Source organism: Millisia brevis NBRC 105863 (assembly GCF_001552615.1).
GTDB lineage: Bacteria > Actinomycetota > Actinomycetes > Mycobacteriales > Mycobacteriaceae > Millisia > Millisia brevis.
This window is the reverse complement of sequence record NZ_BCRN01000001.1, coordinates 279,507-305,231: the sequence shown is the minus strand read 5'-3', so window position 1 is coordinate 305,231 and position 25,725 is coordinate 279,507. Positions and strand designations below refer to the sequence as shown.

Here is a 25,725-nt window from a genome sequence, read left to right as displayed (position 1 = left end):
GCGAAAGCCGTTCGGACCAGCGGCGATACGGATTTCTCTTATCTGTTGCCGGTAAACCTCTACCTATGTATGTTTTAGCGATCAGGACCTCAGATGGGGGTGTCACCCATGCAACACACCGACGACGATCATCTCGCTTCCCTGGGCTATACGTCGGAGTTTCGACGAGAAATGAGTCCCTGGGCGAACTTCTCGCTCGGCTTCACCTACCTGTCCCCCGTAGTGGGGATCTACACCGTCTTCGCCTTCGCGCTGGCGACCGCCGGACCGCCGATGATCTGGAGTCTGGTGATCGTCGGCATCGGGCAGCTGCTCGTCGCGCTGGTGTTCAGCGAGGTTGTCGCCCAATTCCCGGTCGCGGGAGGCGTCTACCCCTGGGCCAGACGACTGTGGGGTCGTCGATACGCCTGGATGACCGGCTGGATATACCTGATCGCGCTGCTCTGCACGATCGCCTCGGTCGCCTACGGATCCGGCGCCTTCGTCGCCGCCGCCCTCGGGTTCACACCGACGGTCATGACCGTCATCGGGTGTGCCCTCGGGCTGCTGCTCGTCGCGACGATCATCAACTTCATGGGCACCAAAGTGCTTGCCATCGCGGCGATTATCGGATTCAGCGCCGAGATCATCGGTGCCCTCGTGGTCGGCATCTGGCTGATCGTCGCCAACCGTCATCAGAGCTTCGGGGTGATCTTCGATTCCTTCGGAGCCCCGGCGACCGGCGGTAGCTATACCGTCGCCTTCCTCGCCGCCGCCCTGATCGGCATCTACCAGTACTACGGCTTCGAGGCCTGCGGCGACGTCGCCGAGGAGGTCCCCAACCCCGGTCGGCTGATCCCCAAGGCCATGCGTCGCACCATCTACATCGGCGGCGCCGCAGCGACATTCGTCTGCTTCGCGCTCATTCTGGCGGTGGTCGACATGGGTGCGGTCATCCGCGGCGAGGACACCGACCCGGTCACCACGATCCTCAACGAGAGCTTCGGCGAGACCGGCGCGCGCATCGTGCTGTGGATCGTGCTGATCTCCTTCCTGTCCTGCGCGATGTCGTTGCAGGCCGCCGCAAGTCGGCTCGCCTACTCCTACGGCCGCGACGGCATGATCGTGGGAAGCGATCTGCTCAAGCGCTTCTCGTCGAGCCGCGGTATCCCGCCGTATGCGCTGCTGCTCGCGGCGATCGTGCCCGCGCTGATCGTGATCGGGTCGATGGTCAGCACCAACGCGGTCACCAAGATCGTCAGCTTCGCCGCTCTCGGTATCTACCTCGGTTTCCAGATGGTCGTGCTCGCCGCCCTGCGCGCCCGCCTCAAGGGCTGGGTGCCGTCGGGCCAGTACACGCTCGGCCGGTGGGGTCTGGTGGTCAACATCGGCGCGCTCGTCTACGGCGTCCTGGCGATCATCAACATGATCTGGTCGAGCCGCACCCCCGGTACCCCCTGGTACGACGACTGGATCGTCGGGTTGACCGGCGTGATCGTCGTGGGCTCGGGTCTGCTCTACCTGTCGTTGCATCGCGGTGTGGTCAGCCGCGGCGACGCGCCCTACAACGACGCGATCCCGCGTCCGGCCGAAGCCGGGCAGAGCCTGGATACCGCCGGCGCCTGATCCATCCGCGCCCGTTCGACCGAAGGACCGCCCGGCCGGCAGGCTGCGCGGTCCTTCGGCCGTTCGGATCGTGCGGTCGCCGGGTTCGGCCGGTCAGACGATCCCGCGCAACCGATCCAGCGCGTCGTCGACGTCGGCGTCCGAGGTCGCGAAGCTGGTGACCAGCCGTATGCGGCCCGGCCCGAGGTCGTAGAAGTCCACCCCGGCCTTCGACCACCGCTGCCGGATCTCGTCCGGCATCGCGACAAAGGCGATATTCGCCTCCGGCTGCGGCTCGATGGTGAACCCGAGTGCCGCGACCCCTGCGGCGAGCCTGCGCATCGCGGCGTTGGCGTGCCGCGCCGAGTCGATCCAGCGATCCTCGGCCAGATAGGCCAGCAGCTGCGCCGAGGCGTACCGCATCTTCGAGGCGACCTGCCCGGCCCGCTTGAGCCGAAAGCGCAGCTCGTCGGCGACCCGGTCGTCGAAGGTGACGATCGCGTCGGTGCTCAGCACCCCGTTCTTGGTCGCCCCGAGGGTGAACGTGGTGACCCCGGCGACCGCCCGGGCCGGGGTGCACCCCAGCGCGGCGATCGCATTCGCCAGCCGCGCCCCGTCGAGGTGGACCCGCAGACCGCGCTCGGCGGCGAGCTCGACCAGCTCCGCGATCCGGTCGAGTGGATAGACCGCGCCGAGTTCGGTCGCCTGCGTCACCGACAGCACCGCCGGCTGCGACTCGTGCGGATCGTCCCAGCGCACACCGTCGAGGTGCGCGGCCACCGTCGTCGGGTCGAGTAGCGAACCGGCGCCCGGCAACCCGGTCACCTGGATACCGCCGCCGAACGCCGCGGTCGCCGCGGCCTCGCTGGTCAGGATGTGCCCGACCTCGTGACAGATCACCGCACCCCAGGGCGGGCACATCGCCGCCAAGCCCAACGCATTGGCCGCGGTACCGGTCAGCACCGGGAAGATCCGCGCCTCCCGCTCGAAGAGCTCCGAAACCCGTTGTTGCAGAGCGGCGGTGATGGCGTCCCCGCCGTAGGCCATCGCGGAGCCCGAATTGGCCTGCGCGATCGCCTCGAGCACATAGTCGGCGGTGGGGGCGGCATTGTCGCTGCGGAATTCGATCGGCCTCACCCGGCCAGCATCGCACCCGGGCCCCGGGTCGGCCAGAGTTCGACGCGGCCGTTCGTGGTCGGAAGCAGCGATTTCGATGCGTCCGCGCTCGATGTCGGCGAACCGAGTCGCACAATGAGCCGGTGGAAATCGCGCTGAGCCTCGTCGCCATCGCCGTGACGGTCATTGTGGTGGCCCGTCTCTGCGAGCCGATCGGCATCCCGGCCCCGCTGGGCATGCTGGCCGTGGGGGTGGCGATCGGCTACCTCCCCTTCACTCCCCAACAGGAGTTGACGCCCGAACTCGTGCTCTACGGGTTGCTGCCGCCGCTGCTCTACGCCGCCGCGCTGAACATGTCGCTGCGCGATTTGTCCCGATTGCGTGCTCCCATCGTGAGTTTGGCGGTCGGGCTGGTCCTGTTCACCGCGCTCGGGGTGGCGTTCGTGGCCTACGCCCTGCTCGACATCAGCTTCGCTCTGGCGTTCGCTCTCGGTGCGATCGTCGCTCCACCGGACGCGGTGGCCGCCACCGCGGTCGCCCGCCGGATCGGGCTGCCGCGCCGGATCACCACGATCCTCGAGGGCGAGTCGCTGCTCAACGACGCGACCGCGCTGGTCTCCCTGCGCACCGCGCTGGCGGCGGCGGGACTGGCGGTGCACGGCTTCGGAACCCATGACAGCCACGTCACCGGGCTGACCGTCGCCCGCGACTTCTCCGTCGCGGTGATCGGCGGCGTCGGCATCGGCATCGTGGTGTTCCTGCTGGTCGGGCTGCTGCGCCGGCGGCTGACCGAGTCGGCGGCCGATACCGCCCTGTCGTTCGCCACCCCGTTCATCGCCTACCTGCCCGCCGAACTGATCGGCGCCTCCGGCGTTCTCGCCGTCGTCACCACCGGACTGCTGCTGGGGCAGAAGTCCCAATTCCTGCAGTCGGCGGCGTCCCGGATGTCCGAGCGGATCAACTGGAGCAGCGTCACCTTCCTGCTGGAGAACACCGTCTTCCTGGTGATCGGCATGCAGATGCACCAGATCCTCAGTGCGGTCGGGGACAGCGGCCAATCCCTGGGCCGCACCCTGGTGATCGGCCTGATCATCCTGGGCGTCGTCATCGTGATGCGGCCGATGTGGATGATCCCGTTCACCCTGATCGGCGCGATGATGCGCGGCGACAACCGGGCCGAGGCACTGCGACGGTCGCTGGTCAGCTCCTGGGCGGGCATGCGCGGGGTGGTGACGCTGGCGGCGGCGCTGACCATCCCGGAGGACGCCCCGATGCGCGCCTCGCTGGTGCTGATCGCCCTGGTGGTGACGGTCGGAACGTTGGTCCTGCAGGGGCTGACGCTGCCCGCGGTCGCCCGCGCGCTCGACATCCGCGGCCCCGATCCGCGTGAGGATGCCCTCCAGGAGGCGACCGTCGTCCAGGCGGCGATGGGCGCGGGATTGCGCCGGCTGGAGAACGATCCGGACAGCGACCCGCAGACCCTGCGGGCGATCAAGGAGCAGGCGACCTCCCGCATCAACCAGATCTGGGAGCGGCTGGGTGGGATGCGCGACGTCGAGACGCCCAGCGAGGCCTACCGGCGGATGCGGCTCGAGATGATCGCGGCGGAGCGGGCGAAGGTGCTCGAGATCCGCGCCGAGGGAACGGTCGACGAACCGGTGCTCGCCGCGGTGCTCAACCAGATGGATGCCGAGGAGGCGTCCCTGCAGTGGGGTATCGAACACGCCGCGCGGACCTCCGAGGCGCCGCTGCGCACCCCGAGCCCCGCCGGCCCGGCCTGCGAGCATCTGCTCGAGGCGCAGGACGCGCATCCGATCCCCGATACCCCCGACGGTTGCCCGGAATGCCTTGCCGACGGCACCGATTGGGTGCATCTGCGGATGTGCCTGGAATGCGGGCATGTCGGCTGCTGCGACTCGTCGGTCGGCAAACACGCCGCCGCGCACTTCCACCGCTCCGGCCATCCGGTGATGTCCAGCATCGAGCCCGGGGAGTCCTGGCGGTGGTGCTACGTCGACGACGCCCTCGGCTGAGTCGGAAAACCACCACGGCCGGCCGAGCGGGATGCTCGGCCGGCCGCGGTGGTGGCTGGGGTGACTCAGTGCATGACGTGACTCAGTGCATGACGACCATGCCGCCGTCGTCGGCGTAGTGCGACTCCTCCTTCTTGCGCGGCAGGAGCAGCGAGCAGACCAGGGTCACCGCGACGAGCGCCGCGCTGATGTAGATGGTGTGCGAGAACGCCTCGCCCATATCGTGCAGGGCCTCGGTGGCGAAGTTCGTCCCGTACGTGGCGGCCTGCGCGAGCAGGTCGGACGGCACGTCCTTGCCGGTGACGGTGTACTCCCCGATCCGCTGGGCCAGGTTGGCCAGCGGCGTGTAGTTGTTCGCGAGGATCGTGGTCATGACGGCCGCGCCGATCGAGGCGAAGATCTGCTGGTTGATGTTGATAATCGTCGAACCGCGGGCGACCTCGTGGCTCTGCAGGGTCCGCAGCGCGGAGGTCATCATCGGCATCATCGTGAAGCCCATGCCCAGACCGCAGAGGAACAGCGCCCCCGAGGTGTAGACGAACGATGTGGTGTCGCTGATCTGCGTGAGCATCAACATGCCCGCGAAGACCGACAGCAGACCGAAGGGGACGATCCGGCCGATCGGGAACTTCTCGATCAGCATGCCGGCGATCGGCATGGTGATCATCGCGCCGAGACCCTGCGGGGCCATCAGCAGACCGGCCTTGAGCGTCGAGGCCCCGTGCACGGTCTGGAAGTAGGTGGGCAGCAGGACGATCGTGCCGAAGAAGGCCATGAAGAAGAAGGCCATCGTGATGACGGTGACCGCCAGGGTGCGGTTCTTCAGCAGCCGCAGGTCGAGCAACGGGTGGGCGGGCTTGAAGGAGTAGATGGCGAAGGACGCGATCAGCACCACGCCGATCAGCATCGGCAGCCAGACGCTGGTCTTGCCGAATCCGACCGGCTCACCGGCGATCGAGCTGACACCGTAGAGCAAGGTCGCCAGACCGGGGGACAGCAGCAGCATGCCGATGAAGTCGAAGCTCTCGCCCTTGCGGGTGACGTCCTTGGGCAGTGCGAACCAGGCGTAGGTCAGGGCGATCACGCCGACCGGCACGTTGACCAGGAAGATCCAGTGCCAGCTCCAGTGCTCCAGGATGAAACCGCCGATGATCGGTCCGAGGATCGGGCCGAGCAGCATCGGGACACCGAGGACGGCCATCAGCCGGCCCATCCGCTTGGGGCCCGCGGCGCGGGTCAGGATCGTCATGCCCAGCGGCATGATCATGCCGCCGCCGAGGCCCTGGATGACGCGGAACGCGATCAGCTCACCGATCGTGTCCGCGCTGGCACACAACGCGGAGCCGAGCGTGAACAGCGTGATCGCGAGCATGTAGAGCCGCTTGGTGCCGAATCGGTCGGCGGCCCAACCGGTCAGCGGAATAACGGTGGCCAGGGCCAGGGTGTAGCCGGTGACGGTCCAGCCGACGGTCGAGAAACTCCCGACCTGCAGGTCCGCCTGCAGGGTGCGGAGGGCGACGTTGACGATGGTCATGTCGAGGATCGACATGATGGAGCCGACCACGACAACACCGGCGACGAGAAGGACCGCCGCATCGATCTTCTCGGGGTACTCCTGCTGTGCCGGCGTGACTTCGCCGGTGGATGAGGGAGTGGACATCTATTCAGTTCTCCTGAACCGAGAGCATGAGTGGGTGGAGCGCCGAGGCGAGTGCCAGGGCCTCATCGGTGGTGAGCTCGTCGAGGATCTTTCGAACGGCACGGGCCTTGGCGTCGCGCTGATCGAGTACCGCCGCGTGGCCCTCGTCGGTGAGGGCGACCAGTTTGACGCGACGGTCGGTGGGGGATTCCTCGCGACGGACCAGCCCGTCGACGACCAGCCGATCGACCAGACGTCCGGCGGCGGCCGGTGAGAGTCCCACCAGGGTGGCGACTTCGGAGACCGGGAGCGGTTCCGACTGACACCCCAGGCCCACCAGGGCGCGGGCGCGGGAGATGCTGAGTTCACCGTCCTGCAGAACTTGCAGGGACGTGGACTCCATCGACAGATGGATGCGCTTGAACACCGCGGTCATGGCCTCGAAGGCGGCGGTGTGCGGATCCGTACTCACGAGGGAAACGCTAACCCTCACGCAACTATTGTGCAATCGCAACAATTGCGACAAAGAGCGCAATACGGACGGCGTTCGGGGTGAAATGTCCTTCCTGTGTTCGCCATCACAGACCCGGGCTGTCCGGTTCGTCCGGTAGGTCACGGACAGACGTCCCTCTCGCGACGCGGTGCGACCGCAATTGGGCGAATTGACTGATGGAACCCGACCAAGCGACGCCGTTCGCCGAGTAGTTTTGCCCTCGGCTGTTCGTTTCGGCCCGGTTGCGATTCCAACCACCGGTACGGACAGCTCGACCGAAACGCACGAGTGGGCGCGCTCGGCGTGGTAAATCTGTGATCGGTATCACTGGGAGGTCGAATGAGAGCTCAACGTGCCGTCGCGATGTTCGCGGCGGTCGCTCTGAGTGGCGGTCTGCTGTCGGGATGTTCGAGCGATTCGGGAAAACCCACGCTGAACTGGTATATCAACCCCGACGGTGTCGACTCGCTCACCCAGATCGCAGAAAACTGTTCCACCGACGACTACAACATCGCTATTCAGTTGCTTCCATCGAGCGCCACCGACCAGCGCACCCAGCTGGCCCGACGGTTGGCCGCCAATGACAGTTCCACGGACCTGATGAGCCTCGACCCGGTCTTCGTGCCGGAGTTCGCCAACGCCGGTTGGCTCAAGGAGGTGCCCTCCGATATCGCCGACGCGATCACCGACGAAAACGGTGACTACCTGCGCGGCGCGGCCGACACGGTCGTCTGGAACAACGCGGTCTACGCGCTGCCGCAGTGGGCGAATACCCAGGTGCTCTGGTACCGCAAGTCGCTGGCCGAGGCCGCGGGCCTCGACACGACCGCGCCGGTGACCTGGGATCAGATCATCGACGCCGCCGCCGGTAACAACGGCACGGTCGGCATCCAGGGCAACAAGTACGAGGCCTACGTGGTGCTGATCAATGCGCTGATCCAGGGCGCCGGCGGCGACATCGTCAGCAATACCGAGGCCGGTCGCGATGCCTCGGTCGACATCGACTCCGACGCCGGTCGCCGCGCGGCGGAGATCATCCAGAAGCTCGCGCAGTCGGACGCCGCGCAGCCGGATCTGTCCGTCTCCAACGAGGGCACCGTGCTGCCCTATATGTTCGCCGCGTCCGGCGCCGGGACGTTCATGGTCAACTGGACCTTCGTCTATGGCAACTACAAGGCGCTCGTCGAGGCCGGCTCGCTGACGCAGGAGCAGTTCGACGATCTGGGCTGGGTGCGGTACCCGGAGACCGACGCAGGGACGGCCTCGAAGCCGCCGATCGGCGGAATCGACGTCGGCGTCGGCGCTTTCACCAAGTACCCCGATCAGGCGATGGCCGCCGCGGAATGCGTCACCAACAGCGAGGCCCAGACGCAACTCGCCGTCAACGAAGGTCTGATGCCCTCGACCACCTCGGCCTATCAGGCTCCGGAGTTGACCGAGGCCTACCCGGCCGACCTGCTCGAGCTGTTCCGCACCAGCGTCGACGAGGGCGGTCCCCGGCCGAAGAGCGCCTTCTACTCGATGATTTCCAGTGCCGTCCAGGCCCGTTGGCATCCGCCGAACTCGGTCAACCCGGACACCACGCCGCAGCGCTCCGCGGACTTCCTGCGGGACGTGCTCGAAGGAAGGGCTCTGCTGTGAACGCTGTAGCCACCCCCGAACGGCCGGCGCCCGCCGATCCGAAACCGGAGGTCAGTGACCGGACCCGGGCGGAAGGTCGGTTGGGGCGCAACCTGGTTCTGCCGGCGATCATCGTCATGTTGGTCGTCACGGCGTTCCCCATGCTGCGGGCGCTCTACCTGTCGTTGTTCGACTATTCACTGACCGATCCGGAGGGTCGGCGGTTCGTCGGGCTGACCAACTATGTGACGGCGCTGACCGATCCACTGTTCTGGCAGACCACCCTGGTGACGGTGATCTACATGGTGGTCACCGTGGCGATCGAGTTGGTGATCGGTTTCGTCTTCGCGATGGTCATGCACCGGGTGATCTTCGCCCGCGGCGTCATTCGTACCTCGATCCTGATCCCGTACGGCATCATCACCGTCGTCTCCGGCTTCGCCTGGCAGTTCGCGTTCAGCCAGAACAACGGCTTCATCAACCAGTGGTTGCCGGGCGTCAGCGATACCTTCAACTGGTTCGGCGAGACCGTGCCGGCGATGGTTGCGATCATGGTCTCCGAAATCTGGAAGACCACGCCGTTCATGTCGCTGCTGTTGTTGGCGGGTCTGGCGCAGGTATCCGAGGACATGGTCGAAGCGGCCAAGGTCGACGGCGCCACCTGGTGGCAACGGCTGACCAAGGTGATCCTGCCGAATATGCGTGCCGCGATCATGGTCGCGATCCTCTTCCGCGCGCTCGACGCCTACCGCATCTTCGACAACATCTTCGTGATGACCAACGGCGCGGTGGGGACCGAGTCGATCTCCTTCCTCACCTACAGACAGACGATCGAGCAATTCCAGTTGGGCATCGGATCGGCACTATCGGTCCTGTTGTTCCTGTCGGTGCTGCTGGTGGCCTGGCTGATCGTCAAGCTGTTCCGTGTCGACCTGGCTTCGGCCCGACAGGAGGGATGACGAGATGTCTCCTGATACGAAAGCCCTGTTGAATCGCGTCGGCATGATCGTCGGGGTGACGCTGATCCTGGTGTGGTGTCTGCTGCCGGTGGCGTGGATCATCTCGCTGTCGTTCAAGTCGCAGGCCGCGGTGACCTCCGGTAGCCCCGGCTTCTTCCCGAGCGCCGGCGGCGGTGCCGGGTGGCAGAACTACATCGACGCGTGGAACAACGAACAGTTCCGTCGAGCGATCTTCAACTCGATCGGCATCAGCCTGATCGCCACGCTGCTGTCGGTGATCCTGGCGACCCTGGCCGCCTATGCCATCGCCCGACTCGAGTTCCGCGGCAAGAAGCTGGTGTTGTCGGCGGCGCTGGCGGTGGCGATGTTCCCGGTGGTCTCGCTGGTCGGGCCGCTGTTCGATATGTGGCGAGCGATCGGCCTGTACGACACCTGGCCGGGCCTGATCATTCCGTACATGTCCTTCACGCTGCCCCTGGCGATCTGGACCCTGTCGGCGTTCTTCCGCGAGATACCCTGGGAGATGGAGCAGGCGGCCCAGGTGGATGGAGCCACCTCGTGGCAGGCCTTCCGCAAGGTGATCGTCCCGCTCGCCGCACCCGGAGTGTTCACCGCGGCGATCCTGACGTTCTTCTTCGCCTGGAACGACTTCGTCTTCGGCATCTCGCTGACCTCCACCGAGGCCGCGCGACCGATCCCGGCGTCGCTGTCGTTCTTCGTCGGTTCCGATCCGTTCAACCGTCCGGCGTCACTGCTGGCCGCCGGCGCGGTCATCTCGACGATCCCGATCATCATCATTGTTCTGCTGTTCCAGCGAAAGATCGTCGCCGGCTTGACCTCCGGCGCAGTTAAGGGGTGAGACCTCGTGGCCGCTATCTCGATGAGGAATATCTTCAAGCGATACGGGGACGGGTTCCCGGCTGTCAACGATGTCAGCATCGACGTCGCCGATGGTGAATTCATGATCCTGGTCGGTCCGTCCGGCTGCGGTAAGTCGACGCTGTTGCGGATGATCGTCGGCCTCGAGGACATCACCTCGGGCGACATGATCATCGGCGACCGCCGGGTGAACGATCTGGCTCCGCGCGATCGCAACCTCGCGATGGTCTTCCAGAACTACGCGCTGTACCCGCACCTGACCGTCTACGAGAACATCGCGTTCCCGCTGCGCCTGCAGGGCGTCGACAACGCGACGGTCGACAAGAAGGTGCGCGAGGCGTCCAAGACCCTCGAGCTCGACGAGCACCTCGACCGCAAGCCCGGCAACCTCTCCGGTGGCCAGCGTCAGCGCGTCGCGATGGGCCGCGCGATCGTCCGCGATGCCGACGCGTTCCTCTTCGACGAGCCGCTGTCGAACCTCGACGCCAAGCTGCGCGGTCAGATGCGCACCGAGATCGCCCGTCTGCAGAAGAAGATGGGCATGACCACCGTGTACGTCACCCACGACCAGACCGAGGCGATGACCCTCGGGCACCGGGTCGCGGTGCTCAAGCGCGGCGTCCTGCAGCAGCTCGCCACCCCGCGGGAGCTGTACGAGAACCCGGGCAACCTGTTCGTCGCCGGCTTCATCGGTTCGCCGCCGATGAACTTCCTGCCCGCCACCCTCTCGGGTGACAAGCTGGAGTTGCCCTTCGGCACGGTGACGATCCCGGCGGATCGGGCGGACAAGGTCGCCTCCTCCGGGTACGGCGGCGGGGTATTGATCGCCGGTGTGCGGCCCGAGCACTTCGAGGACGCCACCCTGGTCGACGCGTCGAAGCGCGACGGCGGTTCGACCTTCACCGCGAAGGTCGACCAGGTCGAGTGGTTGGGCAACGAGACCTACGCCTACATCCCGTTCACCGCGCCTCCGGAGGTGACCGATCAGCTCGATCAGCTCGCGCGCGATCTGGATGGCGACTCGATGCGTTCCCAGTTGGTGATCAATCTCGACGGCGCCAGTCGGGTGGCGGAGGGGGACGACGCGGAGCTCTGGGTCGACGCCGGACAGATCCACCTGTTCGACCCGGCCAGCGGGCGCAACCTCACCCTCGACGAGGCCAACGCCGGAACCGTCACCGGTTTGCAGGGTGACGCGGCCAAGGCCTGAGGTACCGTCGAAGCGGGGTCGGGAAACGTCGACGTTGGAGGACACCATGATTCGTAGGATTCTGTTGACGTCGGCGGCAGCGCTGGCGATCACCGCGGGTGCGGCCGGGGTCGCGTCGGCGCAGCCGGCGCCGATCCAGCTCCCGCCGCCGTTCCCGGCCTCGGACTGCTACCCCGGCCCGCCCGGAACGCTGCTGTGCTACCCGCACGCCGGCGGATTCTTCATCCTGGGCTCGACCAACGGCGTGCTGCCGCTCCCGCCGGGCTTCATCTGATCCACCCCACATCACCCACCGGGGACCGTGCCGATCGGCCGGACCCCGGTGGGTGAGGTGCTTTCCGGGGCCGGACGGCGGTCGGGTGTACACCGTCCTCGGCGATTCGAGTAGTGCACTACGCGTGATCGAACGGCCCCGCACCACGCACGCTGTCTGCACCGTGTTGCAACGCGCAGCCCGGCCGAGGAGGCGACGTGATGAAGTACCAGATCCGTTCGGGTGACACCCTCTACGGGCTCGCCGAACGCTTCTACGGCGACGGCCACCGCTTCCGCGCGATCTCCGCGATCAACGGCATCGTCGATCCGAACCGCATCACCGTCGGCCAGGAACTGCTGATCCCCTACGTCACCTACCGCCACCGCGTCCGCAAGGGCGACACCAAGCGCGGGCTGGCCCGCGCGTTCTACTCCGACCCCGGCATGAGCGAGATCTTCGAAATCCCGAGCGGCGTCGCCCAGCGGGACCTGCGGGTCGGTGAGTGGTTGCTCATTCCCGACCTGGTCAACGTCGCCGGTCACGTCGTCGTCACCGGGGAGACGCTGCCGATGCTCGCGCAGCGCTGGTACGGCCGGGCGACGATCTGGCCGATCATCTCGATCGCCAACCATCTCGACGACGGCGACCCCGATACCGGCACCGTGCTGATCGTGCCGCGGCTGAACCTGCGGCACGAGGTCGTCGCCGGCGACACCCTGTCGGAGCTGACCGAGTACGTCTACGGCACCGGAGGACAGGCCCGCACCCGCACCCTCGTCGATATGGTCGCCGGCGCGAATCTGATCTCCAACCCGCACCGCATCCCCATCGGCGACACGATCGACTTCCCGTCGCTCGAGTTCATCGACTGACCCGGGCCGTCCTCTCGTTGGGACATCGCCGGCATTGTCGACTACGGTTTTGGACAAGCTGGACGAAGGGGACAACGATGCGCAGGTTGGCACAGTTGGCAGTGGTGACCACTCTGGCCGCCGCGGTGGGGGCGGGTCTACCGGCGGTGGCGCAGGCGCAGCCGGATCTGCGGCCCTGCTCGCAGCACGGGCCGACCACGCAGCTCGGTTGCCTGGCGGCGCATATCGCTGCGCGCGCCGGTTCGTCCGATTTGGAGTGGTACCGCTTCTTCCTCGACTGATCCACCCTCGTGGACCGCACAATTCGCTGATCGGAAATCCTGTCTTCCGGTCCGGCCGGTGCTAGCTTCCCCTGATCGGCCGTGTGTTCGGCGACGAACCGCGAAGGGGGAGCACAGTGCGCAGATGGGTCATGCTCGCCGCCACCATGTTTCTGGTGGTGATCACGCTCGGGGCGTGCGGCAGTTCCAGTGACGCCACCGGCATCGACCGTATCCAACAGAACGGTGTGCTCCGGATCGGCACCGAGGGGACGTACGCGCCCTTCAGCTACCACGATCCGGCCACCAACGAATTGGTCGGCTACGACGTCGAAGTCGCCGAGGCGGTGGCCGAGCGGCTCGGCGTACAGCCGGTCTTCGTCGAAACACCGTGGGACTCGATCTTCGCCGCCCTCGGCGCCGACCGCTTCGACGTCGTCGCCAACCAGGTGACGATCACCCCGGAGCGGCAGGACCTCTACGACCTGTCCGAGCCGTACGCGATCGGCGAAGGTGTGATCGTCACCCGCGCCGACGACGACTCGATCACCTCGCTCGACGATCTCGCCGGCAAGACCACCGCCCAGTCGGCGACCAGCAACTGGGCGCAGGTCGCCCGCGATGCCGGCGCCAATGTCGAAGCGGTCGAAGGCTTCACCCAGGCGATCACCCTGCTCGGCCAGGGGCGCGTCGACGCGACCGTCAACGACAGCCTCTCGGTGTACGCCTACCTGGCGAGCACCGGCGATACGTCGGTCAAGATCGCCGCGCAGACCGGGGAGCAGAGCGAACAGGGCTTCGCCGCCAACAAGGACAGCGGCCTGATGGACGCGATCAACGGCGCGATCAACGACCTGAAGGCCGACGGCACCCTGGCGGCGATCTCGCAGAAGTACCTGGACGCCAACGTCGCCGGCGGTCCGACCGCGGAGGCGGCCGGGGGAACCGCGCCGAGCGCGTGGCGGCTGATCCTGGACAACCTGTGGCCGATGGCCAAGGCGACGATCACCGCGACGATCCCGCTGACGATCATCAGCTTCGTCATCGGCCTGGTGATTGCCCTCGGCGTCGCGCTGGCGAGGCTGTCGAACAACCGCGTCGTATCGGCGATCGCCCGCTTCTACGTCTCGGTGATCCGCGGAACCCCGCTGCTGGTGCAGTTGTTCATCATCTTCTACGCCTTCCCCGAGCTGAACATCACCATCGACCCGTTCCCGGCGGCGGTGATCGCGTTCAGCCTCAACGTGGGTGGCTATGCGGCGGAGGTGATCCGGGCGGCGATCCTGAGTGTGCCGAAGGGGCAATGGGAGGCCGCCGAGACGATCGGTTTCGGGTACGTCACCACGCTGCGGCGCATCATCCTGCCGCAGGCCGCGCGCACCGCCGTACCGCCGCTGTCGAATACGTTGATCTCGCTGGTGAAGGACACCTCGCTCGCGTCGACGATCCTGGTGACCGAACTGCTGCGCACCGCGCAGATCGCCGCAGCCCCGACCTTCGAATTCTTCGCGCTCTACGGCGCGGCGGCGGTCTACTACTTCATCGTCTGCCAAATCCTGTCCTTCGCGCAGACCCGCGTGGAAGGCCGACTCGATAGGTTCGTGGCGAAATGACCGACGAGAATCCCGGCACCGGATCCGATTCCGACATCCCCGACGTTCCGACGCCGGTCGAGTCGCCCCCGGTCACCGAGGGCGACCTGGTGGTCGTGCGCGACCTGACGAAGTCCTTCGGCGACAACCACGTCCTGCAGGGGATCGACTTCACCGTCCCCGCCGGCACGGTGACCGCGCTGCTGGGGCCCTCGGGGTCCGGCAAGACCACGATCCTGCGGGCGCTCAACGCCCTCGACCTCCCGGATGCGGGGGTGATCACCATCGGTGATGTCACCGTGGATTTTTCGCAGCCCGTGCCCAAGGACACGCTGCGCCGCTACCGCGCGCAGAGCGGCATGGTCTTCCAGTCGCACAACCTGTTTCCACACAAGACGGTGCTGCAGAACATCATCGAGGGCCCGGTCTACGGGCAGCACAAGCCGCGCGAGCAGGCGATCGTGCGGGCGAAGGAATTGCTCGAGAGCGTCGGGCTGTCCGAGAAGGCCGACCAGTACCCGTATCAGCTGTCCGGTGGGCAGCAGCAGCGCGTGGGAATCGCGCGGGCGCTGGCGCTCGAACCGCTGCTGATCCTGCTGGACGAGCCGACCTCGGCGCTCGACCCGGAACTGGTGGGCGAGGTGCTGGCGGTGCTGCGGGACCTCGCGACCGCCGGGTGGACGATGGTGATCGTCACCCACGAGATCCGGTTCGCTCGGCAGGTGGCCAACCAGGTCGTCTTCGCCGATGGTGGTGTCGTGCTCGAGAAGGGGCCGCCCGAGCAGGTGATCGGCGACCCACAGCACGACCGCGCCCGCCAGTTCTTCCGACGGTTGCTCGAGCCGCTGTAGCAACCCGGCGGTAAGCGGGCGGTCAGCGGATTGTCAGCACGCCGCGCTCTGATACGGACAAACCTACGAAAGGTGGTTTGCCGTGTACGAATCGAGTACGTCATATCCACCCGGGATCGCCCTGCTCGGCGTGGTCTACCTGCTGTTCGCCGTGGTCGTTCCCGCTGTGGGCCTGATGGTGCGGGGCCGTGAGCCGGATCGGGTGACCGGCCCGCTGCTCGGCCCGTTCGAGGTGGCCCTGCTGCGCTCGAACGCCCGCGCGATCGTGGTCGCCCTGGCGATCCTGCGCAGCGGCGGGCTGATCGTCCCCGACGGCCGGTCGTTTCGCGTCACCTCCGCCGATCGGACCGGTCCCGGCTTGTTCGACCTGCCGGTCGAGGTCTCCCGGGCGATCCTGCGGACGGTTGCCGGCTCGCCCGGTATCCGCCCGAGGGACGTGGCCCGGGAGTTGGCGCCGACGCTTGCGCACCACCGGGAAGGCCTAGCCGAACGAGGATATCTGCGGTCGGCGCGACCCGGACCGCTGCGCGTCTTCCTACTGCTGGTGCTCAACGGCGCATTGGTGGTGATCGCCCGGGCCATCGTGCTGGTGGGACCCACCACCGGGTTCGAGATCTTCGTGGTGATGGGACTGATCCTGGCCTGCTTCGGCATCACCTACAGCGCCTTCTCCTCCGTGACCAACGGCCCGAGTCGGCTGACGCGAGTCGGGCGGGCCGCTCTCGACCGCATCGTCCGGGACCACGAATACCTCCAGCCGAGCCGGCGGCCGTCCTGGACGGCATACGGCAGTTCCGCGGCGGCGATGGCAGTCGCCTTGTTCGGGGCGATGGCGGCGGCGGATCTCTACCCGGAGATGATCGATTGGGAGAACGAATTGCGTGTGGTGGCAGCGCCTTCCGGCGACGGCGGTGGCGCCGTGGTGGGCGGCGACCTGTCGTGGGACGGCGACTCGGACAGCTGCGGCGCGGCGAGCTGCGGCGGCAGTGGCGGTGGCGGCGGTGGTGGTGACGGCGGCGGAGGGGGCGATGGTGGCGGTGGCGGTGGTTGCGGCGGTGGTGGTGGCTGCGGTGGGTGAGTAGGCCGGCAATGAGCAGCCCCGCCCCCGGGCCGGACGCGGCGGGCACCTGGCCGGGTTCTCTTCGTCCTTTAGGGTATTCACGTCATCGAACCGGACGATATTCCGAAAGCTGACATTCGACTGGAGTCCCGGAATAGGCTGCTAGGCGTTCGCACATCGTGGCGACCCCGCCGCAGGTGCGAGAACGGGGGCAGCGATGAGCGAGACAACCCGATCGGATACCCCGCAGGCCGGCCGATGGTCGATCATCGGCCCCGGCCTGATCGTCGCCGCGACCGGTGTCGGTGCGATCGATCTGGTGGCCACCCTCATCGCGGGCAGCCGGTACGCGTACGGGCTGTTCTGGTGCGTGGTCATCGGCTGCATCATGAAAGTTGTTTTGGTGGAAGGGGCGGGGCGCTTCACACTCGCCAGCGGCAAGTCGATCTTCGAGGGATGGTCGAGCCTCGGGAGATGGACCCACATCTATTTCATTCCCTACATCATCATCTGGGGATTCGTCTACGGCGCCGCCGCGATGGCCGGCACCGGACTACCGCTGCATTCGCTCTTTCCGTTCCTGCCGGTCGCCGCCTGGGGCATCATGTCCGGCATCATCGGACTCGCCCTGGTGTGGATGGGCAAATACGGTGCCTTCGAGAAGATTTGTGCCTTCTTCGTCGGCGTCATGTTCGTGACGATGGTCGGCGCGGCGATCCTGACCGTCCCCAACCTGCTCGAGATCGGCCGTGGCCTGCGGCCGTGGGTGCCCGAAGGCGGCACGGTCTACGTCCTCGCCTTGGCCGGCGGAGTCGGCGGCACGATCACACTGGCCGCCTACGGCTACTGGATCACCGAAAAAGGCTGGACCACTCCCGCATTCATGAGGTCGATGCGGATCGACAATGCGGTGGCCTATATCGTCACCGGAGTCTTCGTAGCCGCGACGCTGATCGTCGGCGCCGAGTTGTTGTACTCCGCGCAGATCGCCGTATCCACCGGGGACCGCGGACTGCTCGATCTGTCGGAGGTCCTGCAGGATCGCTACGGGGGTTGGGCCGGAACGGTTTTCCTGGTCGGCTTCTGGGCGGCGGCGATGTCCTCGCTCATCGGGGTGTGGAACGGTGTTTCCCTGATGTTCGCGGATGCGATCGGAACGCTGCGGAAGATGCCCAAGGATGCCCCGCAGCGCAGGGCCGGCGGCCTGTACTACCGCGGATACATCCTGTGGCTGACGTTCCCGCCGATGATCATGTTGTTCCTCGGTCAACCGGTGTGGCTGATCCTCGCCTACGGTGTGCTCGGATCGTTCTTCATGCCGTTCCTGTCGGTTACCCTGCTGTGGTTGCTCAATACCGATCGGGTGCCGCGCGAATGGCGCAACGGGTGGCTGACGAACACGCTGCTGGTGCTGTGCGCCGCCGCCTTTGCCTGGTTGGCGATCACCGAACTGACCCGGGCTATCACCAACGCCTTCGGATAGGCACCGGCGCGCCGAAGATCACGCAGCGCGAACTCCCGATCAGTTGAAAACTGTTCTTCGGCAGGCGATATCGACCCGTTCAGCCGCGCAGGGTGGCGTCCAACCAACCGAACATGCGCTGGTCGGTCAGCAGTCGGGCCAGCGGTTGGCAGTGGAAGTTCGCGCCCTCGGCGGCGGTGAACTCCACCAACTCGGCGGGCCCGCCGACCCGGTCCGCCAGGTCCTTGGACTGGCCCGGCCAGAACTGCTCGTCCTGCGGATCCGCGATCCACAGCGGGGTGGTGATCCGGGCGGCGTCATCGTCGGTCAGCGTGTACCGGTGCACCTCGGTGAGCGTGTCGAAGTAGCTGTCCTGCCGATAGGGGCGGGCCCGGAAACGCCAGGTGCGCGCGGTGGCCGGGGAGAGCTTCATCCCCAACCCCATATCCCGGTCGAAGGCTTCCTTCTTGCCGGCCCGGAAGAGCTTCGCCAGGCTGCTCGGAATGTTCGCCGTCCAGGAGGCGGCGATATCGGTCACGCCCGGGTCGGCGATCGCCGCGGCGAAGCGATGCTCGTGGGCGAGGGCCCGGGAGATCCAGAAACCGCCCTGGCTGAGACCGTAGAGCGCCAACCGATCGGCATCGACGTCGTCGCGTCGAAGCACCCAATCGACGACGGGGGTCAGCACCGCTTCCCAGTCGGGACGAAACCCGACACCGCGTTCGAAGAGCATCGACTGCTGACCGGGACCGTCGAAGATCAGAACGTTGTAGCCGCGGGCCAACGCTGCGGCACCACCGGAGCCGAGCATCCCGCTGATCGCGCCGTCGCTGCCGTTGACCATCACCAGTGTCGGCCGCACGGCGGAGTCGGGGGTGGGCCGGAAGAAGTAGCCGGGCAAGGTATCCCCCTCGTAGGGGATGGCAACCTGCTCGACGATGCGATCGGTGGTGTCGATATACCGCTCCCAACTCGAGCGGTGCAGCCGAAACGTCGGCACCAGCAGTTCGTCGGACTTCAGGCCGCTCACCGAGTTGACGGCCACGGCGAAGTAGGTCGCCGCCCGCAGGTAGGCCTGCGAGGCGGAGAGGGTGTTGCCTGCTTCCGCCTCGGCATCGGCCAGGGCGCGCAGTCGGCTGCCGGTGTCGTGCCACGCCTGAAACCAGTGCTCGTGATCGGCGTTGGCGACGCCGTCGATCGTCGCGAGGACCTCCCCGACGTCGGCGCCGCCGTAGGGCACGTCGCCGAGGACGCCGCGCACCGAGTAGTCGAAGTCCGCGCCGGCATAGAAACCGGCGCTGAAGGCGCGGTGCGGGCGTGGCGAGAAGAGCGGTAATTCGGGCATGGGGGTACTCCGTTCGTGGTGACGAGCATCGGCCGTGGGGAAACCGGCCGCGAGGGGACGCCGCGGGTCGAGAAGGTTCCGGCGGGTCGGATCAGGGGGTAGGGAAGGGCACGAGGCTGTTGCCGGGACCCACCAGCGCGCAGTTGCCGGTCGGCGGTGCGGCGCCGAAGCGGTCGGCGAAGAATGCGGACGTCTGCCCCTGGAAGGGAATGAACGCCTCCGCGTGTGACAGTCGGTCGAATTGCGCGTAGGTGACCGGGACACCGCGATCGCAGTAATCCCTCGCGAGCCCTTCGACATCGGCGGTGACCATGACGCCGTCACCGATTCCGTCGACGTCCCCGACGGCCAGCAGCATCGGTACTCGCGGTGTGCCGGTCGAGCCCATGATGTTGTCGTTGATTGCCGCCACGACGCTCGGCACCTCCAACAGCGAGGTATACGGCGGGGCGACCATCTCGCTGTCGGTCAGACCGGGGAACTTCGAGGCAAAGTTGTTGATGCACAACCCGGCGACCTCGTAGGTGATCCGGACTCCGGTGGGGGACAGGAACGCCGCGGTGTCGAGGCCGTAGGCGCGCTGGTACGCGACGATCAGGGCCGGTATCACGCCCGCCCAACTCTGCGACCCGCTGACATAGGGCAGGTTGTGGGCCAGGTGGACGGGCAGTCCGCCGGCCGCGGCACCGACGATGTTCAGCTCCGGGGCGTAGGTGGGGGCGACTTCCGCGCCCCACTGCGTGGGCACCGATCCGCCCGAGTAACCGGCCATTCCCACCGGCGTCGACGCGGGCAGCCCCAATAGGGCCTCGGCGGCACGGATACCGTCGAGGGCGGCATAGCCCGACTGCCGCCCGATCGTCCACTGCTGCCCTGCACCCTCGTAGTTCGGGACGACGACGGTATAGCCGGCGGCGAGGTAGCCGGTGATCACGGCCTGTTCGAAGGTGCCGGTCTGGCTGTGACCGCCGGTACCGGTGAGGGTATACGACGGGTCGCATTCGGAACCGAGTGCGTCGTAGGCCATGTGGTAGGAGATCAGCTTCGTCGGCCCGGCCGCCGGCGGCAGCAGGACGGTGGCCACCGTGGTGGTGGGCAGACCTCGCTGATCGGTGGTCCGGTAGAGCACCTGGGTGCTGCGAATCGGTGCGGTCAGGTTGTTGTAGCCGTAGGGCACCGGGCGGGTCCGCAGCACCGTTCCCGCGGCGACACCCTCGAGGGATTCGGCATAGCTGTAGAACGGGTCGGTCGACGGCGTCGGCAGGGTCGGAGCGGAGGGTTGGGAGGCCGCGGGAGGGGCCGCGGTGACCGAACCGGCCCACAGCAGGGATATCGCCGCCATCGCGCAGACCGCGCGACGCCACCGGCGGTCGTTGTACCGCACCGCGAACGCACCGAACATGGCTCTCGAACCTCACTCGGACACAGCCACTCCCGGAGAGTGACGGTATCCATCATCGGATGAAAATGGTGTCGCCGCCCGGGAGGGATGCACCCGGTCGGCGCGACGCATCAGGAAATGATGTGGTGCGGAACAAGATTACCGATGGGCAGCGGCGGAAGGAGGCGAACGCCGACCATGAGGGTCTCGCAGATCGGTGCGGTCGGCCCGGCGGTGGTGCAGACGTAGTTCGACAGCTTGTCCCAGTTGTCGCAGTAGCCCTCGAAGCAGTAGGTCAGACCATCGGACGAAGCGGTCCACGGCGGCCCGCTCGGCTTCGGGATGTCGACGTGATCGGCGGCGGCGGTGCCCGCGGTACCCAGGACGCCGGCGACGGTCAGGGCGACGATCGACGCGGCGCGCATCATCGTCTTGTTCATCCGGGACTCCGTTTCTCCCAAGCGACGTACGGTGTCCGCGAGACGAAACCGACGTACGGTCCGAAAACCGCCCGAATCCATCACCATCATCGGCAGATTCGAACAGTTTCGAACCTGGTCTCGCGAATCATTTTCTGCTGCACCCTTATTCTTGTCGCTTGCGAACGGCTGAACATCCGTGTCGAGACGTAGGATTTGCTGCCAACGATCACCGTGGGCCGTGCGACGGAGTCGGCCGTCACCTATTCTTCGGACATGCACGCGTCGGTTTCGGGTAGCCGACGAGCAGTAACGGCGGAGTTGGCGGCGGCCCTGCGGCTCGCCATCGATCGGGCCGGTCCACGCACGTTGGTGATCACCGCCGGGCCGGGCAGCGGAAAGACGCACACCATCGATCGTTTGGTGGGCGACCTCGATATCGCCACGCGGCGGGTGACCGCGGACGAGTTGTCGTGGCGCCAGCCCTATGCGGTGATCGCGACCCTGCTCGATATCCCGATTCCCGTGCCGATTCCCGCGGGCTTTGCCGTCGAACTGGAAGCCGCTGTCGATTCCCTGTGCGCGAGCGAGCCTCAACTGTTGGTGATCGATGACGTCCACCACGCCGACTCCGGCAGCCTCGAAGTTCTCGGGGCGCTCGCTGCGGCCACCGACGACCTGCCCCTGGTGATCCTGCTGGCCCGCAGACACCTGCCCACCCGGGAGATGCTCAACCGGTTGATCGCCCGCCGGTCGGTGCGGGAATGGCAGTTGCCCGTCATGGACGACGCCGACCTCGAGGTACTTGTCGACGAGGTGGTGGGTGCCCGGCCCGACGGGCGCCTGATCGATCGGTTGAGGCGGTCCGGCGGAAACCCGATGCACGCGCTCGCCCTGCTCGACGATCTTCGGGCCCGCGGAGAGTTGACCACTCGGGCGGACGGCGACGCCGATGGCCTCGGCGCCCGGGTCACGATCGCATCGGTGGGCGAGGCGGAGCCATCGACAAGCCTGCATGCGGTGATCCGCGAGCAACTCGCGCTCCTCGACGACCGATCGCGGGCGCTGGTGCACACGCTCGCCGTCTGGGGCGGCCCGGCGACCCTCGACGAGATCGCCGCATTGGACGGTACCTCGGCCTCCGCTTTGGTCGGCGTCGCGCAGACGACCGTCGACGCCGGCGTCGTCGCCGTTTCCTCCGGCGGCACAATGACCTTCACCCACGACGTCTACGCCGATGTCGCCTACGACGGACTCGCCCCCGCCCTGCGGTCCGTGCTGCACACCGCGATCGCCCGACATCACGACGCCGCGGGCAACCGCCAACTGGTGGCCCACCACGTGCTGGCGGCCGGCTCGGACAATGCCGCCGCGGTCAGCGCGATCACCCGCGCCCACCACGAGTTGGCGCACGTACCCGCGGTGGCCGTCGACCTCCTCGACGCGGCCGCACATCAGCGGTCGATCGTCGAATCCCCGATCCGAACCCTGGAACTCGACCTGGCCACCGCGCTGGCGCGTTCCGGTCAGTTCGATCGATCCGCCGAGGTCGCCGAGCAGGGCCTCGCGAAGGCCGGGGACCTGGCGACGATCGCGCAGCTCTATCGCATCCTGCTGTTCACCCTGATCGCGCAGGGCAAATCCACGCGCGTGCTCGAGCTGACGGCCGCGACACTGCGGATGCCGGTCGATGCCACCACCCGCGCCGCCCTGGTCGGCATCCAGCGGTACGTCGGCATCCTCGGTGGAGCGGGACCGGTACCGACGACCCCCCATACCTACCCGGCGCCGGGGACGGTCGCCGACCTGGTCACCGAGGGGTTGCGTCGATTCCTCGCCGGTGACGGAGAGGGTGGTCTGGAACTGACCCTCGAGGCGTCCCGGCGGGAGGGGGCGACCGAACGGCAGGACAGCGCACCGGAACTGAGCACCTCGGCGGATCTCTGGCCGCCGTTCATCGAGCACTACGTGCACGGGCCCGCCGCCGCCGATGCGCTGCTCGACCATGCGATCCGGTTGCGCACCGATCGTGGCGCCGCGTGGATGACCGCGTATCACGACTTCACTCGCGGCGGCATCGCTCTGGGCCGCGGCCGGCTCGACGACGCCGCCGCCTCGCTCGACGTCGGTCTCGAACGAGCGGCGGCCGCGGGGATGGGCTGGACGTCGTTGGCGCAGGGAGCGCGGGCGATGGTCGATATCCTGCGTGGCGAATTCTCGGCGGCCGCCACCCGGTTGGATACCTTCGCGGCTTCCGGATTGCCCAATCAATTCGGCCTGCCGGTGCCCGAACAGGCACAGATGTTGCTGCTGGAAGCGCAGCGCAAGCTGCGGCCGGCCGTGGCGGTCGCCGGGCGATGTTGGTCCGCCGCGGTCGAGATGGGCCTCTACGGCTGGCTGCCATCGTTGGCCGTCGATTGCGCGCGCATCGCGCAGCGGGCGGACGATCGGGCGCTGCTGGAGCGCGTCGTGGCCGGGCTTGCCGACATCCCCGAGCCGGTGCCGCCGGCGCGGGTCGGGCCGATCGCCCTTGCCGGTGCGCTCGCAACGGGAGATACCGCGGCCGTGATCTCCGCCGCTGTCGCCTGCGCCCGCGCGGCGCACGACCTGGGCGACGCGATCGTCGAGGTTCAGGGCTGGGAGGAGGCCGCCTGCGCAGCGGCCGGCACCGGTGACAAGGCCGCAGCCAGGGAATACGCGCGACACGCGCTGCTGCTCACCGCACAGATGGACGCCCCGACGCTGTCGGCTCGCGTCACCTCCCGGTTGCGCGCCCTCGGCCTGCGGCTCGACGCCCGGTCGGCGCGGGAACGACCGCGCAGCGGATGGAACAGTCTGACCCGCACCGAGGTCACCGTCGCCGAGTTGGTCGCCTCCGGGCTCAACGGCGCCGAGATCGCCCAGCGTCTCTACATCTCGCAGCGGACGGTACAAACCCACGTCTCGAACGCCCTGACCAAACTCGACCTGCGCACGCGCGTCGAGCTCGCCGCGCTCGCGGTGGCGCGCAAACACGCGGACGCGAGTCCCGTTGTGCCGGGGACACAATCGGCCACCTTCTGACCCACCGGCGCCGCGGTGGCAGGGGTGGCTGCGGCTCCCCCAACGGTGCGGCAGCGGTCGCGGGTGGGTGCTCGAGCGGTCCCCATGGGGCGTTGCGGCAATCGGGACTCTTGGGTCAACTCGGGTGTTAGCCTCTGGCCCGTCAGTGCACCGAACGGACGACAATTCCCGTCGTCTCGGCGGGGCGACTCTCGGATAGTTAGGACGTTCATGAACCGATTCACCCTGGCACGCAGGGCTTTTGCGGCGGTTGCGGCGGCAGGAATTCTCGCGTCGGCAGCATGCGGGAACAGCACCAACGATGCGATCACGGAGGCCACCGAGTCGGCCGCCGCCCTCGCGTCGTCGGCCATGGAATCCGCCCAGTCGGCGGCTTCGGAGGCCCAGCAGTCCGCCGCAGCGGCGGCAACGGAAGCAGCGGATGCGGCCCAGTCCGCAGCCTCGGGCGCGTCGGAGGCGGCCGAGTCTGCGATCTCGGGTGACACCGTCGAGGTGACCCTGGCCGACGGCAGCACCGCGGCGATCAGCACCGCCGCCTCGCAGTTGTACGAACAGAACGGCGGCGCGACCGGCGCCCTCGGCACGGTCGAGGGGCCGACCGAGCCGGTCGGCGACGGCTCGGTCACCCCGTTCTCGGGCGGCTCGATCTACACCTCGTCGTTCGGCACCTTCAGCGTGCAGGGCGACCTCGAGCGGATCTACCGGGAGAACGGTGGCCCGACCGGCGCGCTCGGCTTCCCGATCGCCGGCGAGACCACCCTGCCCGACTGTTGGCAGGCGACCTTCCAGAACGGTGCTATCACCTGGACCGGCACCGAGGGCAACTACGTCCCCAACGTCATCACCAACTGACCGGCATCACCAACCGGCGGTCGTCCTCGGGATGCGGTGGGTACCGCATCCCGAGGCCCGGAGGCATCGACAGCCGGAGTCGATATGGTCATACTTATGACCATGGACACGGTATTGTCGCTGGCCGCGGTGAAGGCGCGGCTGTCGGAATTGGTGGGTCGGGTGAACTCGCAACACGAGCGGGTCACCGTCACCGTTCACGGCCAGCCTTCTGCCGTGCTGATCGCCACCGAGGATCTGGCGGCGCTGGAGGAGTCGATAGCGGTTCTGTCCGACCCGAATACATTGCGCCGACTGGCTGCATCCGATGCCGAACTCGCCCGCGGCGAAGGGGAATCGGAAGCCGATCTGGCCCGTGCAATGAGTGAGCGACGCAGGCATTCGGCGTGACCTTCGAGTCGGCCGCCGAGCCGACGTCGGAATCGGATCGCTATACGTTGGTGATCGCTCCGACCGCCCGTCGTCAGCTGACGACGCACCTACCGCAGGCGGTGGCGTTCGCGGCATACGAATTCGTGGTCGGTCCGCTGCTCGAGAATCCGCAACGCGTGGGTAAGCGTCTGCGACCCCCGCTCGACGACCGGCACAGTGCACGTCGCGGTACATATCGGGTGATCTACCGCATCGACGAGGAAGGCCGGACGGTCACCGTCGTCGACGTCGCCCATCGTCGGGACGTGTATCGGTAGTCGGGTGTCCGGTTCCGGCGCAGGGCCCGGAGGAGGCTCTCACTAGAGTCGACGCGTGCCATACGGTCAGGTAGCCACCGCCCTGCGGGT

The 25,725-nt window shown here is 67.3% G+C and carries 23 protein-coding genes; 17 read left to right on the top strand and 6 right to left on the bottom strand.

Features of this window, described 5'->3' with window-relative positions:
- Positions 1 to 108: 108 nt before the first annotated feature.
- A complete protein-coding gene (locus MB1_RS01380; RefSeq protein ID WP_157083847.1) occupies positions 109 to 1,605 on the top strand; it encodes an APC family permease in 1,497 nt (498 codons plus the stop codon).
- 93 nt (positions 1,606 to 1,698) lie between these two features.
- Here MB1_RS01380 and MB1_RS01375 read toward each other — a convergent pair whose 3' ends face one another.
- A complete protein-coding gene (locus MB1_RS01375) occupies positions 1,699 to 2,721 on the bottom strand; it encodes a threonine aldolase family protein (RefSeq protein WP_066902910.1) in 1,023 nt (340 codons plus the stop codon).
- A 122-nt stretch (positions 2,722 to 2,843) separates the two neighbouring features.
- On the opposite strand from MB1_RS01375, the gene MB1_RS01370 reads away from it, so the two are divergent.
- On the top strand, positions 2,844 to 4,733 hold the full coding sequence (locus tag MB1_RS01370; RefSeq protein WP_066902908.1) for a Na+/H+ antiporter: 1,890 nt from the start codon (positions 2,844 to 2,846) through the stop codon (positions 4,731 to 4,733).
- Positions 4,734 to 4,815: 82 nt separating this feature from the next.
- Here the strand turns inward: MB1_RS01370 and MB1_RS01365 are convergent, their stop codons facing one another.
- Both MB1_RS01365 and MB1_RS01360 read right to left on the bottom strand, forming a co-directional pair.
- Positions 4,816 to 6,393 carry a DHA2 family efflux MFS transporter permease subunit gene (locus tag MB1_RS01365; protein ID WP_066902906.1) on the bottom strand — a complete coding sequence of 526 codons (1,578 nt, stop codon included), beginning with the start codon at positions 6,391 to 6,393 and terminating at the stop codon, positions 4,816 to 4,818.
- Positions 6,394 to 6,397: 4 nt separating this feature from the next.
- Complete coding sequence (locus MB1_RS01360) at positions 6,398 to 6,844, bottom strand: MarR family winged helix-turn-helix transcriptional regulator (protein ID WP_066902904.1); 447 nt, start codon at positions 6,842 to 6,844, stop codon at positions 6,398 to 6,400.
- 360 nt (positions 6,845 to 7,204) lie between these two features.
- Here MB1_RS01360 and MB1_RS26255 point away from each other — a divergent pair, with 360 nt between their 5' ends.
- The 11 genes from MB1_RS26255 (at position 7,205) to MB1_RS01300 (ending at position 17,907) form a co-directional block, all read left to right on the top strand.
- The gene (locus MB1_RS26255) at positions 7,205 to 8,506 is read left to right on the top strand and encodes an extracellular solute-binding protein (protein ID WP_084350592.1); all 1,302 of its coding nucleotides are present in this window, start codon (positions 7,205 to 7,207) and stop codon (positions 8,504 to 8,506) included.
- Positions 8,503 to 9,444 carry a carbohydrate ABC transporter permease gene (locus MB1_RS01350; RefSeq protein WP_066902901.1) on the top strand — a complete coding sequence of 314 codons (942 nt, stop codon included), beginning with the start codon at positions 8,503 to 8,505 and terminating at the stop codon, positions 9,442 to 9,444. The genes MB1_RS26255 and MB1_RS01350 overlap by 4 nt, the downstream gene beginning before the upstream one ends.
- A 4-nt stretch (positions 9,445 to 9,448) precedes the next feature.
- Positions 9,449 to 10,303: a carbohydrate ABC transporter permease gene (locus MB1_RS01345; protein WP_066902899.1), complete on the top strand. Its 855-nt coding sequence runs from the start codon at positions 9,449 to 9,451 to the stop codon at positions 10,301 to 10,303.
- Between the two features lie 6 nt (positions 10,304 to 10,309).
- Positions 10,310 to 11,533, top strand: a complete 1,224-nt coding sequence (locus tag MB1_RS01340; RefSeq protein WP_066902897.1) for an ABC transporter ATP-binding protein — start codon at positions 10,310 to 10,312, stop codon at positions 11,531 to 11,533.
- A gap of 46 nt (positions 11,534 to 11,579) precedes the next feature.
- Positions 11,580 to 11,807 (top strand): hypothetical protein, encoded by a 228-nt coding sequence (locus MB1_RS01335; RefSeq protein WP_157083845.1) that lies wholly within the window; start codon positions 11,580 to 11,582, stop codon positions 11,805 to 11,807.
- A gap of 200 nt (positions 11,808 to 12,007) precedes the next feature.
- Positions 12,008 to 12,661, top strand: coding sequence for a LysM peptidoglycan-binding domain-containing protein (locus MB1_RS01330; protein WP_066902893.1), 654 nt, complete (start codon positions 12,008 to 12,010; stop codon positions 12,659 to 12,661).
- Positions 12,662 to 12,738: 77 nt separating this feature from the next.
- A complete protein-coding gene (locus tag MB1_RS01325) occupies positions 12,739 to 12,942 on the top strand; it encodes a hypothetical protein (protein WP_157083844.1) in 204 nt (67 codons plus the stop codon).
- Positions 12,943 to 13,073: 131 nt separating this feature from the next.
- Positions 13,074 to 14,534, top strand: a complete 1,461-nt coding sequence (locus MB1_RS24815) for an ABC transporter permease subunit (protein WP_084350590.1) — start codon at positions 13,074 to 13,076, stop codon at positions 14,532 to 14,534.
- Positions 14,531 to 15,364 (top strand): amino acid ABC transporter ATP-binding protein, encoded by an 834-nt coding sequence (locus MB1_RS01310; RefSeq protein WP_084350588.1) that lies wholly within the window; start codon positions 14,531 to 14,533, stop codon positions 15,362 to 15,364. The genes MB1_RS24815 and MB1_RS01310 overlap by 4 nt, the downstream gene beginning before the upstream one ends.
- Positions 15,365 to 15,446: 82 nt before the next feature.
- A complete protein-coding gene (locus MB1_RS26745) occupies positions 15,447 to 16,442 on the top strand; it encodes a TIGR04222 domain-containing membrane protein (RefSeq protein ID WP_066902890.1) in 996 nt (331 codons plus the stop codon).
- 199 nt (positions 16,443 to 16,641) lie between these two features.
- A complete protein-coding gene (locus tag MB1_RS01300; RefSeq protein ID WP_066902888.1) occupies positions 16,642 to 17,907 on the top strand; it encodes an Nramp family divalent metal transporter in 1,266 nt (421 codons plus the stop codon).
- A gap of 79 nt (positions 17,908 to 17,986) precedes the next feature.
- Here MB1_RS01300 and MB1_RS01295 read toward each other — a convergent pair whose 3' ends face one another.
- From MB1_RS01295 to MB1_RS01285, 3 genes are all read right to left on the bottom strand, one after another.
- A complete protein-coding gene (locus MB1_RS01295) occupies positions 17,987 to 19,231 on the bottom strand; it encodes an alpha/beta hydrolase family protein (RefSeq protein ID WP_066902886.1) in 1,245 nt (414 codons plus the stop codon).
- 91 nt (positions 19,232 to 19,322) lie between these two features.
- Positions 19,323 to 20,573, bottom strand: a complete 1,251-nt coding sequence (locus tag MB1_RS01290; protein ID WP_066903449.1) for a lipase family protein — start codon at positions 20,571 to 20,573, stop codon at positions 19,323 to 19,325.
- A gap of 170 nt (positions 20,574 to 20,743) precedes the next feature.
- A complete protein-coding gene (locus tag MB1_RS01285; RefSeq protein WP_157083843.1) occupies positions 20,744 to 21,052 on the bottom strand; it encodes a hypothetical protein in 309 nt (102 codons plus the stop codon).
- A 255-nt stretch (positions 21,053 to 21,307) separates the two neighbouring features.
- On the opposite strand from MB1_RS01285, the gene MB1_RS01280 reads away from it, so the two are divergent.
- The 4 genes from MB1_RS01280 to MB1_RS01265 all read left to right on the top strand — a co-directional run bounded on the left by MB1_RS01280 (position 21,308) and on the right by MB1_RS01265 (position 25,635).
- On the top strand, positions 21,308 to 24,094 hold the full coding sequence (locus MB1_RS01280; protein ID WP_066903447.1) for a LuxR C-terminal-related transcriptional regulator: 2,787 nt from the start codon (positions 21,308 to 21,310) through the stop codon (positions 24,092 to 24,094).
- A gap of 210 nt (positions 24,095 to 24,304) precedes the next feature.
- Positions 24,305 to 24,946, top strand: a complete 642-nt coding sequence (locus MB1_RS01275) for an LGFP repeat-containing protein (protein WP_066902882.1) — start codon at positions 24,305 to 24,307, stop codon at positions 24,944 to 24,946.
- A gap of 102 nt (positions 24,947 to 25,048) precedes the next feature.
- Complete coding sequence (locus tag MB1_RS01270; RefSeq protein WP_245649971.1) at positions 25,049 to 25,336, top strand: type II toxin-antitoxin system Phd/YefM family antitoxin; 288 nt, start codon at positions 25,049 to 25,051, stop codon at positions 25,334 to 25,336.
- Positions 25,333 to 25,635, top strand: coding sequence for a type II toxin-antitoxin system RelE family toxin (locus MB1_RS01265; RefSeq protein ID WP_281189692.1), 303 nt, complete (start codon positions 25,333 to 25,335; stop codon positions 25,633 to 25,635). The genes MB1_RS01270 and MB1_RS01265 overlap by 4 nt, the downstream gene beginning before the upstream one ends.
- Positions 25,636 to 25,725: the final 90 nt, after the last annotated feature.